Raw genomic sequence first — 15315 nt, forward strand, 5'->3', positions numbered from 1 at the left:
CCTCTATCATTTTCAGGGCTATCGTAATCACTTCATTTTATTAAATTTTACATTTTTGAAACTATTTATGAGCGATTTTTTTGATCTTTTCTGAAACTGATGTAGTATTAACACTATACAACTGGTCAGATGAGCGGATGAGTCAAATATGAGTATTAGAACTAGCTTAAAAAAAGTGTTACCACCAATTTCTGTAACAGAGCAGGAAGCGTTAGACGCAGGTGACGTTTGGATTGAATCTTCTATTTATCAGGGTAAACCTGATATGCAGGCACTTCGTGATATTCCTCAAGCAAAATTGAGCGCGGAAGAGCAGGCATTTATGGACGGCCCAGTGTCAGAATTACTGGGTATGATTGATGATTTCGAGTTAAACAACGGCGATCACATTCCTCAAGACGTTTTAGACTTCTTGGGCAAAAACCGTTTCTTCTCAATGATCATCCCTAAGAAATTTGGTGGTCTTGAGTTTAGCCCTTACGCTAACTCAACTATCGTTGCCACTATTGCTGCTAAATCTGGTGCAATCGCTGTAACCGTTATGGTACCTAACTCGTTAGGCCCAGGTGAGTTACTGATGCATTATGGTACTACAGCGCAACAAGATTACTGGTTACCACGCCTTTCAGATGGTCGTGATATTCCTTGTTTTGCCCTAACTAGCCCAGAAGCCGGTTCAGATGCTGGTGCTATTCCTGATGCTGCTATCGTCACGAAAGGCGAGTACAACGGCGAAGAAGTACTTGGTCTTCGTATCAGCTGGGACAAGCGTTATATCACGCTGGCTCCAATTGCTACCGTTCTTGGCTTGGCATTTAAAGTATTCGATCCAGAGCAATTGCTTGGTGACAAACTAGAGCTAGGCATTACCTGTGCCTTATTACCTAAGTCTCACCCTGGTGTAGAACTTGGTAACCGTCACGACCCTATGGGTGTACGCTTCTATAACGGTACAACTCGCGGTCAAGATGTATTTATTCCTATGGAATTTATCATTGGTGGTCAGAAAAATATCGGCCGCGGTTGGCAGATGCTAGTAGCGTGTCTAGGTGCGGGTCGTGGTATTTCACTTCCGGCGATGGGCGTTGCGACAGCACAATCTGCATTTAAAGGTACGGTTGAATATTCATTCGTTCGTGAACAGTTCGGTGTTCCGATTGGTCGCTTCGAAGGTATTCAAGAGAAGATGGCAGACATTGCTGGTAAGACTTTCTTACTTGAAGCTATGCGTGTTTTAACAACAGAAGGCTTAGGCTTAGGCGTTAAACCATCGGTTGTTACCGCTATTGCTAAATACCACATGACAGAACTTGGCCGTGATGTAATGAACTCGGCTATGGATATTCAAGCAGGTAAAGCAATTCAACGTGGCCCGCAAAATACCCTTGCAGGTGGGTATGCAGCACTTCCTATTGCCATTACGGTTGAAGGTGCAAACATCCTTACTCGTAACCTCATGATTTTCGGTCAAGGTGCAATGCGTTGTCACCCTTACTTGAAAGACATGGTAGACCTTATTCACAGCAACGAAAGTTCTGCTGATAAAGAATTCAACAAGGTACTACGTAAAACGGTTGGCTTTAGTGTTAAGAATGCATTCCGTAGTTTTGGTAAAGGTTACTTACCTTTCCTACGCGGTTCAGAGTCTGCATTGCCTGAAGTACGTAAGTACGAAAAGCGTGTAAATAGCATTTCAGCTAAATTAGCACCACTTGCTGACTTATCACTAGCAGTACTTGGCGGCGACCTTAAGAAGGCAGAGTTACTTTCAGCCCGTCTGGGTGACGTGATGAGCTACCTTTACGGTGCAATGGCGGCAATTCGTTTTTACGAGCAGCGCATTGAAGATCGTAAACTTGCACTACCGTATTTCGAATACGCTATGCAGTGGTCATTACAACAAGCTGATCAGGCAATTGTTAACTTCATCAACAATTTCCCGAACACACCTACTCGCGGTCTAATGCGTTTACTTACCAACACCTATTCAAACAGTGTTGCGGGTATCAGCGATGACCTAGTACGCGAATTGTCTATGGCGTCTATGCAAGACAATAGTGTGAAAGCGCAGCTTACTCACTTAGTTCGCGTTAGCCCAGGTGATGGTAACGACATTAACGAACAAGCGTTTAAAGCGAAACATGCGGTTGCACACCTATTAGGTAAAGTGCAAAAAGCACTTCGCAAAGAGCCAGTAGTGCCGTTTATTTCATTTGAGCACGCACTGAACAAGCTTCAAGAGAAAGGCGTTATTAATGCCGAAGAAGCTGCACAGTTGCATGATTACAATGAAAAACGCCAATTGGCGGTTCGTGTTGATGAGTACACGTTCGACATGGAATTATTGCCTGCAACTGAAACGCTGCGCGCAATTGATGGCGGAAAAAACGCAGCTTAATACTGCGTATTTAGCACGTTATCTATAGAAAGCTCTGGCCTTTGGCCGGAGCTTTTTTGTATTTAAAAGAACCTGAGTCAGCGCATTAAGACGCCCTATGCTCGCCTTATGTATACATGCCTTCTCACCTTGCATAAAGGATGAAAATTCCCCCTTTAGCATCTACGCTTTATGTATCAGTTTTCAATTATAGAAAATTATGCGAATAATAAAGCTTCTTAGCACTGCTTTAACTTTCTTAATTGCTTAGCTTATGGGCTTGATGATTCGCCCTTACTATCGAATACCCTTGCATCCTACGTGCATAGCAATTTTTGTAATATGAGTGTAAGTTAACCAAAATAAGTGTGTAAATTTAAAGCGATAAAAGCTTATTCGCTGTTATTGTTAACAACACCAATAAAAACTTCACACCAAATTAAGCGTAAGAACTTATTGAGTTGGAACCTAGATTTATAGTGAAAAGCTCTGATGAACAAAGAGGGTCAACCTCTCCTATTCCTATAACGCCGCAAATGCAGCGCGACATGGTAGATATGCTTAACAGTAATATGTTTACTGGCTTAGCTATGACCTTCGTTGCCTTCCTAGGCTTAACGTTCGGTTTCGGGTTTAATACCGAAAAAGACCAAAGCTTAAAAGTATTACTTTTTATCGCGATGAGCGTTGTTATTCTTTTTCGTTTTGCAGATGGCCTGTATTGGTTAACACGATTGAAAGGCACCGAATATGATGTGCGACCCGTAAAGTTTAGATTCGCGATTGGCGTGTGTTTAGCATCAGGGATATGGGCACTCTATTCAATTCTGCTCTACTCCACAATGAGCTCGGTCGAGTTAGCGACAACCATGGTTGTCCTTGGAGCGATGGCCGGTGGTGCAGCTTCAGTGTTAGCGCCAAGTAAAATTTTCGTTTCTATTTACACCACCTCACTGCTTGTGCCCATATCAATTAGAGCCTTGTTTGATGATGATAGAAATTTTGTTGTTTTGGGTGTATTAGGCATTATTTTTTGTATAGGTTGTCTTGTTAGTTCCTTACGTTACCATCGATTCTTTTTTGACACCGTATCACTTAGGTATAAGAACAACCGCCTTGTAGAGCAGATGCAATCTGATAGGAAAGAGACCGCTAAGATTAACGCCATGCTGCGTAAATCTAATGAACAGTTAGATGATGCTAATGCTAATTTAGAAGATGAAGTTGAAAAACGTACCGCCGATATCTTTCGGTTATCTAATAGAGATCCGCTGACAAATTTACTGAACCGAAACGGACTGTTTAAACAGTTAAACACTCTCATTGAAAGCACCAAAGCGCTTGATAATAACCTGGCCGTTTTGTTTATTGATTTAGATGGTTTTAAGCAGGTAAACGATAGTTTAGGGCATAAGGTCGGCGATATTGTACTTGCAGAAATTGCTAACCGACTTGCCGAATATTGCGAAAAAGATCATCTCGCTAGATGGGGGGGCGATGAATTTGTTGCAGTAACGCCCTACGCCACCGTTCATACCGCAGTGGCCGTTGCTCATGCTATGCGCAGCGGGGTTACAGAGCCCATTATAGCTTTAGAAAACCAAATAACACTGGATGCCACCATTGGTATTGCGATATTTCCGCAACATGGCAACGACACCATGACGCTTATTCAACAAGCTGACTTGACCATGTACGATCAAAAACGCAAACAACGAGGCACTATTGGTGTTTTTAGTGAAGACCTGCATGAAAAGATAAAAAGTGAACAGCGCCTTTGTGAACAATTACGGCATGCTATAGAAAAAAACGCGTTTTCTGTACACTATCAGCCCATTATTTGCGCCAACACACAAAAGTTAACATCGGTTGAAGCGCTACTACGTTGGAATTGTGATGGAAAAGTAGTCTCCCCAGCGCGCTTTATTCCCCTTGCTGAGCGAACGGGCTTAATGCCAGAAGTAGGCTCTTGGGTATTAAATCGCGCGTGTATAGATGCGACAGAATGGCCATTCAAAGACGATATTGCGTTATCTGTGAATGTTTCTATTAGTCAGCTGCTGGATGAAACTTTCATTAATACGCTGGACAAGGTACTAGCGTCTACCAGCATTACACCAGCTCGCCTTTACTTAGAAATAACAGAAAGCGTGTTCGCTAATAATATTGATGCGGTAGCAAACCAAATACACAATGTTAAACAACGTGGTGTAAAAATATCAATCGATGACTTTGGTACAGGATACTCTTCATTGAGCAGATTGCAGTCAATGCCTTGTGATTTTATAAAAATTGATCGCTCATTTGTACAGAATACCAGTGAAGGTAGTGATACTATTATGCGCGCAACCATGCTTATCGCAAACGAATTTGGTTGCAAGACCATTGCTGAGGGCATTGAAACCTTAGATCAAATGAACCACATCAAAAACCTAGGTGTGGATTATATCCAAGGCTTTCTTTACGCTAAACCAATGCCATTGAGCGACCTTAAAACCTGGTATAACGAAAACAAATAATATTCATGGCTCAACTTTATTTTTATTATTCTGCAATGAACGCAGGAAAATCGACCTCTCTTTTACAATCAGCTTATAACTATCGCGAGAGAGGCATGCACTCTCTAATTTATACCGCTGCTTTTGATGACCGCTACGGCGTAGGAAAAGTGACCTCTAGGATTGGCTTACAAGCCGATGCAAAACTTTATGGAAATGATGACGATCTCTATGAAGCTATAAAACAAGACAACAAAGAAAAGCGTTTAGATTGCATTTTCATTGATGAAGCCCAGTTTCTGACGCAAGTGCAAGTTCGTCAGTTAATAGAAGTGGTAGACGAATTAGATATCCCCGTTTTGGCTTACGGTTTACGTACTGACTTTTTGGGAGGCACTTTTGAGGGTAGCCACTACCTTCTCGCATGGGCTGATAAGTTGTTCGAACTTAAAACAGTTTGTCATTGCGGGCGCAAAGCAAATTTCGTGGTTAGGCTGGATGAAAATGGCAATGCAGTTACCGATGGAGACCAAGTACAAATCGGTGGCAACGATCGCTATGAATCTATGTGCAGAAAGCATTTCAAAGAGCTGGTCTGGGATAAAGACAAAATTTAATGTTTCTTAAACTCCACTCTTTGAAAGTAAGTATATACTTCAACCATTGTGTTTGAATTACCTCAAAGAGTGTCGCTTTGGATATAGACCGCTACACAACACTCGTCATTTCATTATCAAAGCGCGGATTGGATGAACAAGATAAACTCACTGCGATAGTGTCATGTCTTCGTTTAGGGATCCCTTCCGCGAACCGAATTAGCTTATGGCGATTTGAAGAAAACAAAACTCGAATTCGGTGCCTAACGTTAAATCAAGATGGCCAAAATTTGCCAACCCATGGTTTATCGTTGTCTAAAGAAGATATTCCCGATTACTTTGACGACATATTAAAACAAAGCGTGTTAGTAGCCTCTGATGCCCGTCATCATTCTGCCACCAAATGTTTTAACGAAAGTTACTTCAAGCCCAACGATATTTACTCATTGCTGGACTTTACCTTTCATCACCAATTCAACCCAATTGGCGTTATTTGTTGCGAAAAGAGACACAGTCCAGTCCAATGGTCTCAAGAAGATATAGATAACTTAAAGCGTATCGCGCAGATAACGTCAATGTTTTACGACAGTTAGACATTCAATATAATGCTTGCTAATGATAGTACTTACTTCTGAGCGCTAACGGTTTCACCAATTTTTAAATCAAAAGGTAGCACAGTGCTTTCCAATGATTCACTGAGTAAGGCCTTTGCAGCCATTTCGCCTTTACTTGCACTTGATTGGCAAACGGTTGTTAAATTAGGGCGAGTTCTGTCTGCTTCTTCAATCCCGTCAAAACCTGTAATGTTTAGCTCTTCAGGTACTTTAATGCCCATCGAAAGCGCTGATTGCAGCAGTTCTAGGGCTATAATATCACTCATACATAAGACGGTATTAGGTCGAGGGTTACTGTTTAACACCTCTTTCGCAGCTTGCTTTGCGAAGCTCCTATCACTTTCTGGAATGTGCCAAATCCAATCGTTTGTGATTGTTGCTCCACTTTCATCAATTGCTTTCATATAACCGTCTAATCGGCGATGAGAAATAGACGTTTGTACTTCTATAAGCGGGCTGTCGTAAATACGGCAGGTACTTGGAGACTCAATTAAGCGCAGTCCTAAAATGGCAACATGATCACCAGGGGAAATTGCTTTTTTAGCGATTTGATACGCGGCGTTGTAATTATCAATGTTAACCGACGGCAGCCCTTCAATATCGAAATCTACCGTAATAGCAGGTTTACTTTGTCTGGCTAGCTCTTCTGCTAACTTGTAATTTCGTGGTGCACCGTAACAAATGAAACCATCAACGAAATCCACCACATCGAGGATACTTTCTGAATCGCCCGCATAAAGAAGAAGATGCTTACCTTGCTGCTGCAATATACTTGAAACCCCTTTGATGAAGGTACTGGCCACTGGGTCACTGACGGTATAGGGGATACTATCAGCCAGCACTAGGGCAACAATATTAGAACGCCCTTTTCTTAAAATTTGCGCGGCTTTGTTAGGCCCAGCGTAACCAATGCGATCGCACTCGGCAAGGATATGCTCTCGACGCGCTTTAGACAGTTGATCGGGCCTATTAAACGCATTTGAAATTGTGGCGGTGGACACACCTAACTGCAAAGCTACATCTTTAAGTGTCAATTTTGTTTTGGTCATTTTTATGTGTACTATTCCCTGCGTTTGTTTTTACGATTCCCTGCGTACGCAAAGACAACTAACTGTAAATATGCAAGCGATACAAACGCTTCGAGTATGCCGACTTGTTGGCTACCCGTTAATTACAGTAAAGTGACCTCAACTATATCACCACTTAAACGATTAATTCACACCTCTTATCGAATACCTATGATTGAAAGGTTTTAAGCAAGTTAGACATAAAGGCCAGTTGGGCTAGGTTACCTTAATCGTTTTTGTTTTTATCGTGTTCCGAATATTTTATCGCCTGCATCACCCAAACCAGGCAGTATGTAGCCCTTTTCATCTAGTCGATCATCAATAGCAGCAGTGAAAATTTCTACATCAGGGTGGGCATCAACCACGGCTTTAATACCTTCTGGCGCGGCCACTAAAAAAAGCCCCATGATCTTCTTACAGCCCTTTTGCTTCAGTAAGTCGATAGTGGCAATTAACGTACCACCAGTCGCTAACATTGGGTCAACGATTAATGCGGTGCGCTCATCAATATTTTTTACTACTTTGTCAAAGTAAGCCACAGGCTGCAGTGTATCTTCGTCGCGATACAAACCAACCACACTGATTTTTGCATTAGGGATGAGTTCTAATACGCCCTCAAGCATGCCCAACCCAGCACGAAGGATAGGTACTACCGTTATTTTTTTGCCCTTGATTTGCTTAACTTCAACATCATCGCCTGACCAGCTTTTTATCACTGCACGCTCTGTGGGTAACGTTCGTGTAGCCTCGTATGTCAGCAAGTTGCCTACTTCTGATGCTAACTCTCGAAAGTCTTTACTGCTAATTTTGGAGTAACGCATCAACCCCAATTTGTGTGCAATCAATGGATGAGTTATTTCATGAACGGCCATCTTACTTCCTTAAGTATCTGTTTTACACAGTTTAACCGCTCATTCCATTTAGGCAAAATTAACCTAAGTAAAAATTCATTTAATGTTAGACTTATAGTGCAAATGCTATACGATCTAATCTTAAATTCAGTAAAAACAACTACCCAAGCAAAAGGAATTGTTCATGCGATTATGCAATTTATTGATTTGTACCTTACTCTCCGTTTTATTTATAACTCCAAACATAAGTCTTGCTTCCAATTGGGAAAGAATAGAACCAGGAGAGACCATTACAATTACTCATTCAAATGGTGATGAAGAAACTATCTCCCCCTCTTGTGCTATGCCCACGCTTAGCTCACCGGTAGGAGAAATCCCTAATAATTTTGCATTTTACTTTGAACAAGGTGAAAGTGATAACCTTCTAATTTATTTCAACGGTGGCGGAGCGTGTTGGGACGATGCGTCTTGTTTAGCGTCATTAGCGCTTGCCAATGATGACTCACCAACGACCCAACCTACCTTCAATCCGTCAATGTACAGTGAGAACACTCCTACTATTGTCGGAGGTATATTGAAAGATAACTCCGAAAACCCTTTCAAAAGTTGGTCGAAGGTATTTATTCCATACTGCACAGGGGATTTACATATAGGTTCAAATGATTTTACCTATGTTGATGAAACAGGTGTGGTATCGGGTTTTCCTGGAACTGAAATAATGCTCCGTCATCGAGGTTACGATAATACAATGGCTGTGAGAGAGTGGCTGAAAAGTAAATTTCAATCAAATAGCTTAAAACCGGATCATGTACTTTTAACTGGGAGCAGCGCTGGAGGGTATGGTGCGACATTTAATTTCCCTTATTTTCAGGAAATTACTACGAAAAAAATATCTCTTATGGCTGATGCATCCATGGCCGTTATTTCTGGTGACTTTGTAGATAATTTATTAGGGTATAACGGTAATTGGGCAGTTGAAAACTCATTACATAAGTCATATCGATCAATGATAGGAAAGTTTAATGAATACAAACTTAACAAACAATTAGTATCACGATTATCGTATGGTTACCCTAGAAACCGCTTTGCTCAATACAGTACAGGCACTGATACCGTACAGATCCAATTTTTAAAAATATCGGATCAAATAGCTAAGGGAAATTCTAACCCTTACTCGTGGGAATTATCTGAATCAGACTTAAAATATATTTTCAGGTGGCAAGTTCAGATGAATGCATCCGTTCATTTCTTATCTGCATTCACTTGGAACTACCAATTCTACATTGGTGATGGCACTTGCCATACTGTGTTGACCGATTTTTGCGAAAAATTTGGTTTCCCAACAACAAGCCCTAGTCCGTTTTATAACGAACAAAGTGCAGAAGGTATAGCGTTCAAAGATTGGCTATACGATTTCGCCACTCAAAGACGTTTTCGCGAAAAAAGCGTAGCATATTACCACTAGTTGTTTACCTGACGGAGATAGTTTCTCCGTCAGGTAATGTCATTTCTATTTTGATGCTTCCCCCTACAGCTGCGAGGTAAGCCGAGGCCCTATGAAGGGGAACATCCTGTATGCGTTTCGACTCAAGCTTACTTACCCCCGAAGCAGTCACGCAAAGCGCCATTGCCACAACTTCTTGTTTAACCCTGTGTTGCTTTCTAATTTCACCTAACGTTATTTCTCTCATTGTTTTGTCGCCGATATATTTTGGGCATAAAAAAACCCAGATAGTTTAACCTTTCTGGGCTTTTGCAAAACGTTCTTACTTTTATGCTATGCCCAGAAGCGAATACTTGCCCCTGAACACTCAGCGTCAGGCGCTATTATTGGGTATAATTGTAAAAGTAATTAAAAGTAACGTTTTGCATGATGAATTCTCTTCGTTGGTTGAAATGCGCACTTGCGCTGCTCACTCATCCTTAACCATACCATTATTATTCGCAATAACAACGACTTTCCATTTTGGAATCTTTTTGCCTAACTCCTCCACCTTTACTAGAAACTTACACTTTACTTCGCAACTTTCACCTTTAAAATCTCTCTTAAGGTTATCTTTCGCTACCTCAAAAATTATAATTATGAAATTACTTGTTCCCTTTTTAGTTGCTACTGCCGTGTTAGCGGGCTGCGCCGGAAAACCAGATCATCGAGATCAAGGTGAAGTGTTCTTCGAAACCAAAATTAATCCCGATGGCACCAAATTATTTGCTTTTAGCATTGGTATGCCAAGTCGTGGAGATCGGGATGAAGGCCGCGGCCAACGTCCTTCTCGGGGTGGAGATGGTGGCGGTAGAGGCGGCAGAAATAGCGGCCAAAACGGCGGTGGAGAAGCAAGGGGCGGTAACGATCGCGAGGCCGAACGTATGGAAGCTTTTTACGATACTTTGAGTGAAAAGTTATTTGAAACGCAATATTGCCGAAATGGCTATATTGAAATTGATACCCATGAAACTGAAGGCCGTTATCACCTACTCGGCGAATGCCAAGATTCGGCGTCAGAGGAAGATAAACTCAAGTTCGCAAATCCTTATTAATTGGTAAATCATCGCCCATATTGTTTTGTATAGCAGTGTGGGCGATCACTTTTTATGCTTGATAGATAGGAAAAGTGCTAACGCATTTTGGATAGAGTTTTACGCTTTTATTATAAGTTGCAAGTGTTCGTGCCAAGCACAAAAAAACATTAAAACTGCGTACCTAATTCAGCCTCTTTTAGTTTCTCTAAAAAAGGCGCAACCGCTACATCGCCTTCTTCAGGCGCCCAACTTGCAAAACCTTTATCATCCATGACTTCGTAGGGGCCTTGCTTCACTTCCATAAATACAACAGGTTCAAAACAAACCGTGGCATGCCATACGTTAGGTGGAATCTCTACTCCTACACAATCACCACCGGCGCTTAAGGTTATACGTTTAGTTAGCACAGCATTGTCGTCAAAAAACAACAAATCGATACTCCCTTCCACAGCCATAAAAAACTCCCACTTATGCTGTTGGGTATGGCGATGCGGACGAACATAAGAGTCCGGCTCCATTGCAATAAATAGGCGCTGGACTAAATCTTCATAACTTTTATGGACGTTGTAATTGGCTCTTCGTCTTGGACTTGCTTTGGCACTTTCTTTAAGTGCTTTGCGCTGCGCGTGATTAAAAAGCTGAATATCGGTAAGCATGACACTCTCCTTGTTTTGCTTTATTAAGGGTTTGCCTGTATTTGACTACCCTAAAGTGCTGAACATTTAACTTAACGCGCCAGCCTGTGTTGCGAGGGGACTTGTATTATGGCGTAACATGTACGTTAGCATTGACGGTGCTGAAAAAGCAAAAAGACGAGCATATTGCTCGCCTTTGGCATTTAAAGAACGGTCTAAGCCCTCGGCTTAGCGTGTTGAGTTAGCCTATTAGTTTAGCCGCTGAACTTGCCTAAACCTTCAACCAACAGTGCCTTAATCTCTTGCCCTTGTTCGGTATCAAGGTAAGCTTTTGCACTATTCACAATTTGCATGATCTGTGCTGGCTCTAGGCCTAGCGCTTCAAATTGCTTGTTTAATTCATTAACTGATTTAAAGCTATCGCTATAACTTGCGGCTTTATCAAGAATACTGCTTAAACCGCCTTCAGAAGTTACATTGCTGATATCGGGTACTGAACCTAGTAAAGACTCAAGCCCTGGCAATGCGTTGCTTAGTTCATTGAACTGGCTGGTTGAAATATTGTCTTTTGCGTAGTTGAAGATAGATGCTAAGCCACCTGTCGCTTGAGACTCGGTAATGCCTACCGCATCACTAACTGAGCGCGTCATATCAGAAATATTCGGCACTGCTTCAACTTCTTCGGTCATACCAAACAAGCCTTTCAGAGAATCCAACCATCCTTCAGCATGGCTTTGTGGGGCAACGGCAAGTCCCGATACTAAAACAAGAGCGTAGATTTTTTTCATCATTATTTTTATTGTTAGCAAGATGCACATAGCACTGCCGACAATCCATCCTTAGTGATTTCAAGAACCGTAATTCTATAAGCATTTCCAATTATCACAATTAGGCAAAAGGATAAAACTGCGCCCTAGCACTTATTCGTACAGGGCTCAGTCGTTATTTTACGAAGGTGCATATGTGCTTAGGACTTAGGGTTTACTACGAAGTGAAAGAAGTTGCTCGGGCATAAGTACAAAAGCCCTAACGAGCCCCATTCCGTAGCCTGGCCCTTCGTTATCAAGTTCTGAGGCTGGTAAGTAAAAGTGCTGTGTCGCTTCTAAGCGGTATAAGGCTGAATCTACGATGTGCCATTGCCCGTCGTGCCAAACTTCAGTCCATGCATGCCCAAACGCATTTACACTATTGTTTTGCTCCACTATCACCGTACCAATTATAACCTTGGCTGACATGCCTAACGCGCGGGCTAACGCTGCCGTAAGCACAGCATATTCGGTACAATCACCACTGCGCTGGCTGGCAACAACCGACGCAATATTAAAACCGTGAATATAATTTGGATCAACAATATAGCTATCAACAAAGGCGGTAAGATGTTCTAGCTCAAAGGGGTCATCTGCGTAAGCTTGTTGATAGCTAGCAAAAAATGCTTTTGTACTGGGCTCACTCAAATCCACAACAAAGCTATCTGCGCTGTGTTTATCTTGAACTGGTTTCATAAAACGAGGCATTGGAGATAAGGTAATCGATAAGCGATTATCACTCACCTGCTCAGCAGTCACACCGTCCCAATTTGCTAAGTTGATAGCTAGCTTATTTGAGTTTGATGATACCAGCTCAAAATTAATCTTTTTTGAAAGTGGTAACACCTGACCTTCAGCAAGCTCGATACCTATTTCAGCCATAGACGGCACAGACTGCGCACTTGCTGTATAAGTAAACGCAAAACCAAATAGTAGGCTAAACCCAATAGATAACCGAGTTGAGGACCGCATTACAGTGTGGGGGTTCCGTGGGAATGCATCAATACCATGTCCATCTTAAGACCGCCTTGTTGCATAACACCCTTGCTAATGACGCCCTTTTTGTCAGACTGCATGGTCATTATCAATGGCCCCATATCTATTTTAAGGTTGCCACTAGGATTGTCTGCCTCTTCGCTTATCACAACCTCAATGGCTGCTGTTGGGTCGGCATCTGCTGTCCACATATAAAAACTGCCTGAGTTATTGTCTGAGTTAAGCAGATTGACCGATTCTAAATAGCTGCCGTAGCTGGATAGTAACCAGTCTTTATGAGCCAGTTCTATTTCTAAAGCTTTACCTTGCAACTCCCCTTTAACCTGCCAAGCGTCTTCAACGTAACTAATATCAAAGCTTGATGTCATCGTGCTGTTTTCAATGGTGTATTCGCTTGCGTTAATCAAAGAACCGTCTGGGTTACTCCACGAAAAAGCGACAGAATCTGAACGAGCAATAGAGGTTTCATCTACGGGGATCATAAATGCTGTCCCTACCACAATTTCAATATCACCATCGCTATCTTCTATGTATTTTTCACGGGTGAAACCCATAGGAATATCGTTAATAAGAACCTGATAGGTAGAACGGTAAAACTCTGGGGAAGGTTGAGCGGCAGTAAATGCGCGTACGAACGACTTAAAAACGGCGACAAAGGCGTTTTGGTAACCCATTTCATTATGGATGCAGACTTGCAAACTATTATCAGTTTCAGCAGATAAGCCTTTTAAAAGGCCAGACACCTTTTCATCGCCCTCTCCCACCGTATACAACGTATCGAGTGAGAGGTAAGGCGTTGCGTCTACCGCACCCACATCTATGGCATAGTTAAATTGACCAGATAGTTTTTTTTCATTTAAAGCTTCAACACCCGACAAGCTATATTCTGCAATTGAATATAATGAGTTAGCCGGGCCATCGAATTCATTAAATGCGTAGCACTCTACGGGTGATTCAGTACCTATATCGATGGTGTAGTACCAAGTACCGTCAGAAGCGTCTTGTGCTGTCGCTTGCCCCAACACCGAACTATTTACCTGAAAATCAGCTATTTCAATAGGTGAAGTGTTAGTCACCTTGATATCTCTGGCCATTGCCTCTTTGAACCAGTCTGGGAAATCGTTAATGTTAATTAATTCAACAGCACTTACGTTAAACGCTAGTAAACTTGAGAAAGATAAAGAGGTAACAATACTGCCTAACTTCATAAATAGTCGTTCCTTGATATTTGTCACTGATTAAAAAAGCGCACTGGCTGCTCATACCATCGACGATACGTTTTTTATGCGAATATTTCTATATTCTTTTGCGCGTTCTACTTCGCGTTTTTCTTCATTCTTTTACTTTGCGCTTCACGTTTTTCATTTCGTTTTTCTTTTCTGGCTTGTTTATCTGGCGTGAGCGAACCATCTTTAAAACGTTGCTTTCGCTTGGCGTTATCAGCGGCTTTCTTTGCTGCCGCTTCGGCTATTTCACGTTTTTCGACTTCGATCATCTCTGGGGTTTCTAGGGTTATTCTGCCTAATTTACCTGACTGCAATTCATTGAGTAGTACTTCACAGATTTTGTGCAGGTTTACTCGCCCGCCTGTCATGATTGCACCACGTTTTTTGGCCGCAGCTTCTAAAAATTCAATTTCAGTATCTGGGATTTCTTCAAGCTTATAGATTGTTTTTAGTACTTCCGGATAAGCTTTTATAAGGTAGTCGGCTGCATAGAAACCTACATCATCATATTCCATTGCCGTGTTTTTCACCGCCCCAGAAGACGCCAACCGGTAAATGGAATTTGGGTTTTCAAGTTTTGGCCATAGCACCCCAGGTGTGTCGAAAAGCACAATACCATCACCTAAATTAATACGTTGCTGGCTTTTTGTTACCGCTGGCTCGTTACCGGTTTTAGCAATAATACGGTCGGCCAAAATATTGATGAGGGTAGACTTCCCTACGTTTGGAATGCCCGTGATCATGGCTTTAATCACTTTATGCTGCACGTCTTTGTGTGCACAAATAGTTTTAATCAGCCCCATGACTTGTTTACTGCTAGCGGGGTTGTCGCTAGAGGTAGTCAGGGTTTTAACCCCGCGCTCAGACTCTAAATGCGCTTGCCACTGCGCTGTTATTTCAGGGTCAGCCAAGTCGTACTTGTTTAAGATTTTTATACACGGCTTATCACCCCGCAATTTTGCAATCTCTGGGTTTTCGCTTGAAAACGGTATGCGTGCATCAAGCACCTCAATCAGTACATCTACCTGACTAAGCGATTCCTTAATCTCTTTAAGGGCTTTGTGCATGTGCCCAGGAAACCATTGTAAGGCCACTGTTATTATCCTTTTAGGGTATGGTGATACCAAGC

At 42.0% G+C, this 15315-nt stretch carries 14 protein-coding genes; 6 read left to right on the forward strand and 8 right to left on the reverse strand.

Annotated elements, in window-relative coordinates:
- Positions 1-148: 148 nt before the first annotated feature.
- From J5X92_RS10745 to J5X92_RS10760, 4 genes are all read left to right on the forward strand, one after another.
- Positions 149-2398 (forward strand): acyl-CoA dehydrogenase, encoded by a 2250-nt coding sequence (locus J5X92_RS10745; protein WP_208805746.1) that lies wholly within the window; start codon positions 149-151, stop codon positions 2396-2398.
- A gap of 458 nt (positions 2399-2856) precedes the next feature.
- Positions 2857-4896 carry an EAL domain-containing protein gene (locus J5X92_RS10750; RefSeq protein WP_348272395.1) on the forward strand — a complete coding sequence of 680 codons (2040 nt, stop codon included), beginning with the start codon at positions 2857-2859 and terminating at the stop codon, positions 4894-4896.
- 5 nt (positions 4897-4901) lie between these two features.
- The gene (locus tag J5X92_RS10755; protein ID WP_013783187.1) at positions 4902-5492 is read left to right on the forward strand and encodes a thymidine kinase; all 591 of its coding nucleotides are present in this window, start codon (positions 4902-4904) and stop codon (positions 5490-5492) included.
- A gap of 77 nt (positions 5493-5569) precedes the next feature.
- The gene (locus tag J5X92_RS10760) at positions 5570-6064 is read left to right on the forward strand and encodes a hypothetical protein (RefSeq protein WP_208805747.1); all 495 of its coding nucleotides are present in this window, start codon (positions 5570-5572) and stop codon (positions 6062-6064) included.
- A gap of 32 nt (positions 6065-6096) precedes the next feature.
- On the opposite strand, the gene J5X92_RS10765 is transcribed toward J5X92_RS10760, so the two are convergent.
- Both J5X92_RS10765 and upp read right to left on the reverse strand, forming a co-directional pair.
- Positions 6097-7134 carry a LacI family DNA-binding transcriptional regulator gene (locus J5X92_RS10765; RefSeq protein WP_208805748.1) on the reverse strand — a complete coding sequence of 346 codons (1038 nt, stop codon included), beginning with the start codon at positions 7132-7134 and terminating at the stop codon, positions 6097-6099.
- Between the two features lie 260 nt (positions 7135-7394).
- A complete protein-coding gene (gene upp / locus J5X92_RS10770) occupies positions 7395-8024 on the reverse strand; it encodes a uracil phosphoribosyltransferase (RefSeq protein WP_013783184.1) in 630 nt (209 codons plus the stop codon).
- 163 nt (positions 8025-8187) lie between these two features.
- Here upp and J5X92_RS10775 point away from each other — a divergent pair, with 163 nt between their 5' ends.
- The gene (locus J5X92_RS10775; RefSeq protein ID WP_208805749.1) at positions 8188-9468 is read left to right on the forward strand and encodes a pectin acetylesterase-family hydrolase; all 1281 of its coding nucleotides are present in this window, start codon (positions 8188-8190) and stop codon (positions 9466-9468) included.
- A 4-nt stretch (positions 9469-9472) separates the two neighbouring features.
- Here the strand turns inward: J5X92_RS10775 and J5X92_RS10780 are convergent, their stop codons facing one another.
- Complete coding sequence (locus J5X92_RS10780; RefSeq protein WP_208805750.1) at positions 9473-9694, reverse strand: XRE family transcriptional regulator; 222 nt, start codon at positions 9692-9694, stop codon at positions 9473-9475.
- 391 nt (positions 9695-10085) lie between these two features.
- On the opposite strand from J5X92_RS10780, the gene J5X92_RS10785 reads away from it, so the two are divergent.
- On the forward strand, positions 10086-10541 hold the full coding sequence (locus tag J5X92_RS10785) for a hypothetical protein (protein WP_244360621.1): 456 nt from the start codon (positions 10086-10088) through the stop codon (positions 10539-10541).
- A 149-nt stretch (positions 10542-10690) separates the two neighbouring features.
- Here the strand turns inward: J5X92_RS10785 and J5X92_RS10790 are convergent, their stop codons facing one another.
- The 5 genes from J5X92_RS10790 to ylqF all read right to left on the reverse strand — a co-directional run bounded on the left by J5X92_RS10790 (position 10691) and on the right by ylqF (position 15280).
- On the reverse strand, positions 10691-11179 hold the full coding sequence (locus tag J5X92_RS10790) for a WbuC family cupin fold metalloprotein (RefSeq protein WP_208805751.1): 489 nt from the start codon (positions 11177-11179) through the stop codon (positions 10691-10693).
- A 233-nt stretch (positions 11180-11412) separates the two neighbouring features.
- The gene (locus tag J5X92_RS10795; RefSeq protein ID WP_244360624.1) at positions 11413-11949 is read right to left on the reverse strand and encodes a DUF2780 domain-containing protein; all 537 of its coding nucleotides are present in this window, start codon (positions 11947-11949) and stop codon (positions 11413-11415) included.
- A 183-nt stretch (positions 11950-12132) separates the two neighbouring features.
- Positions 12133-12936 (reverse strand): transglutaminase-like domain-containing protein, encoded by an 804-nt coding sequence (locus J5X92_RS10800; RefSeq protein WP_208805752.1) that lies wholly within the window; start codon positions 12934-12936, stop codon positions 12133-12135.
- Entirely contained in the window at positions 12936-14168 is a 1233-nt protein-coding gene (locus tag J5X92_RS10805; RefSeq protein ID WP_208805753.1) for a hypothetical protein, read from the reverse strand. Before J5X92_RS10805 ends, J5X92_RS10800 begins: the two co-directional genes overlap by 1 nt.
- A 107-nt stretch (positions 14169-14275) precedes the next feature.
- Positions 14276-15280 (reverse strand): ribosome biogenesis GTPase YlqF, encoded by a 1005-nt coding sequence (gene ylqF / locus J5X92_RS10810; protein ID WP_208805754.1) that lies wholly within the window; start codon positions 15278-15280, stop codon positions 14276-14278.
- Between the last annotated feature and the right edge of the window lie 35 nt (positions 15281-15315).

This window comes from Alteromonas sp. K632G (genome assembly GCF_017653625.1).
Taxonomy (GTDB): Bacteria; Pseudomonadota; Gammaproteobacteria; order Enterobacterales; family Alteromonadaceae; genus Alteromonas; species Alteromonas naphthalenivorans.

Coding starts and splice junctions, on each gene's coding strand:
- J5X92_RS10745 (WP_208805746.1), top strand. CDS start 149: ATGAGTATTAGAACTAGCTTAAAAAAAGTGTTACCACCAATTTCTGTA.
- J5X92_RS10755 (WP_013783187.1), top strand. CDS start 4,902: ATGGCTCAACTTTATTTTTATTATTCTGCAATGAACGCAGGAAAATCG.
- J5X92_RS10765 (WP_208805748.1), bottom strand. CDS start 7,134: ATGACCAAAACAAAATTGACACTTAAAGATGTAGCTTTGCAGTTAGGT.
- upp (WP_013783184.1), bottom strand. CDS start 8,024: ATGGCCGTTCATGAAATAACTCATCCATTGATTGCACACAAATTGGGG.
- J5X92_RS10775 (WP_208805749.1), top strand. CDS start 8,188: ATGCGATTATGCAATTTATTGATTTGTACCTTACTCTCCGTTTTATTT.
- J5X92_RS10780 (WP_208805750.1), bottom strand. CDS start 9,694: ATGAGAGAAATAACGTTAGGTGAAATTAGAAAGCAACACAGGGTTAAA.
- J5X92_RS10785 (WP_244360621.1), top strand. CDS start 10,086: ATGAAATTACTTGTTCCCTTTTTAGTTGCTACTGCCGTGTTAGCGGGC.
- J5X92_RS10790 (WP_208805751.1), bottom strand. CDS start 11,179: ATGCTTACCGATATTCAGCTTTTTAATCACGCGCAGCGCAAAGCACTT.
- J5X92_RS10795 (WP_244360624.1), bottom strand. CDS start 11,949: ATGATGAAAAAAATCTACGCTCTTGTTTTAGTATCGGGACTTGCCGTT.
- J5X92_RS10800 (WP_208805752.1), bottom strand. CDS start 12,936: ATGCGGTCCTCAACTCGGTTATCTATTGGGTTTAGCCTACTATTTGGT.
- J5X92_RS10805 (WP_208805753.1), bottom strand. CDS start 14,168: ATGAAGTTAGGCAGTATTGTTACCTCTTTATCTTTCTCAAGTTTACTA.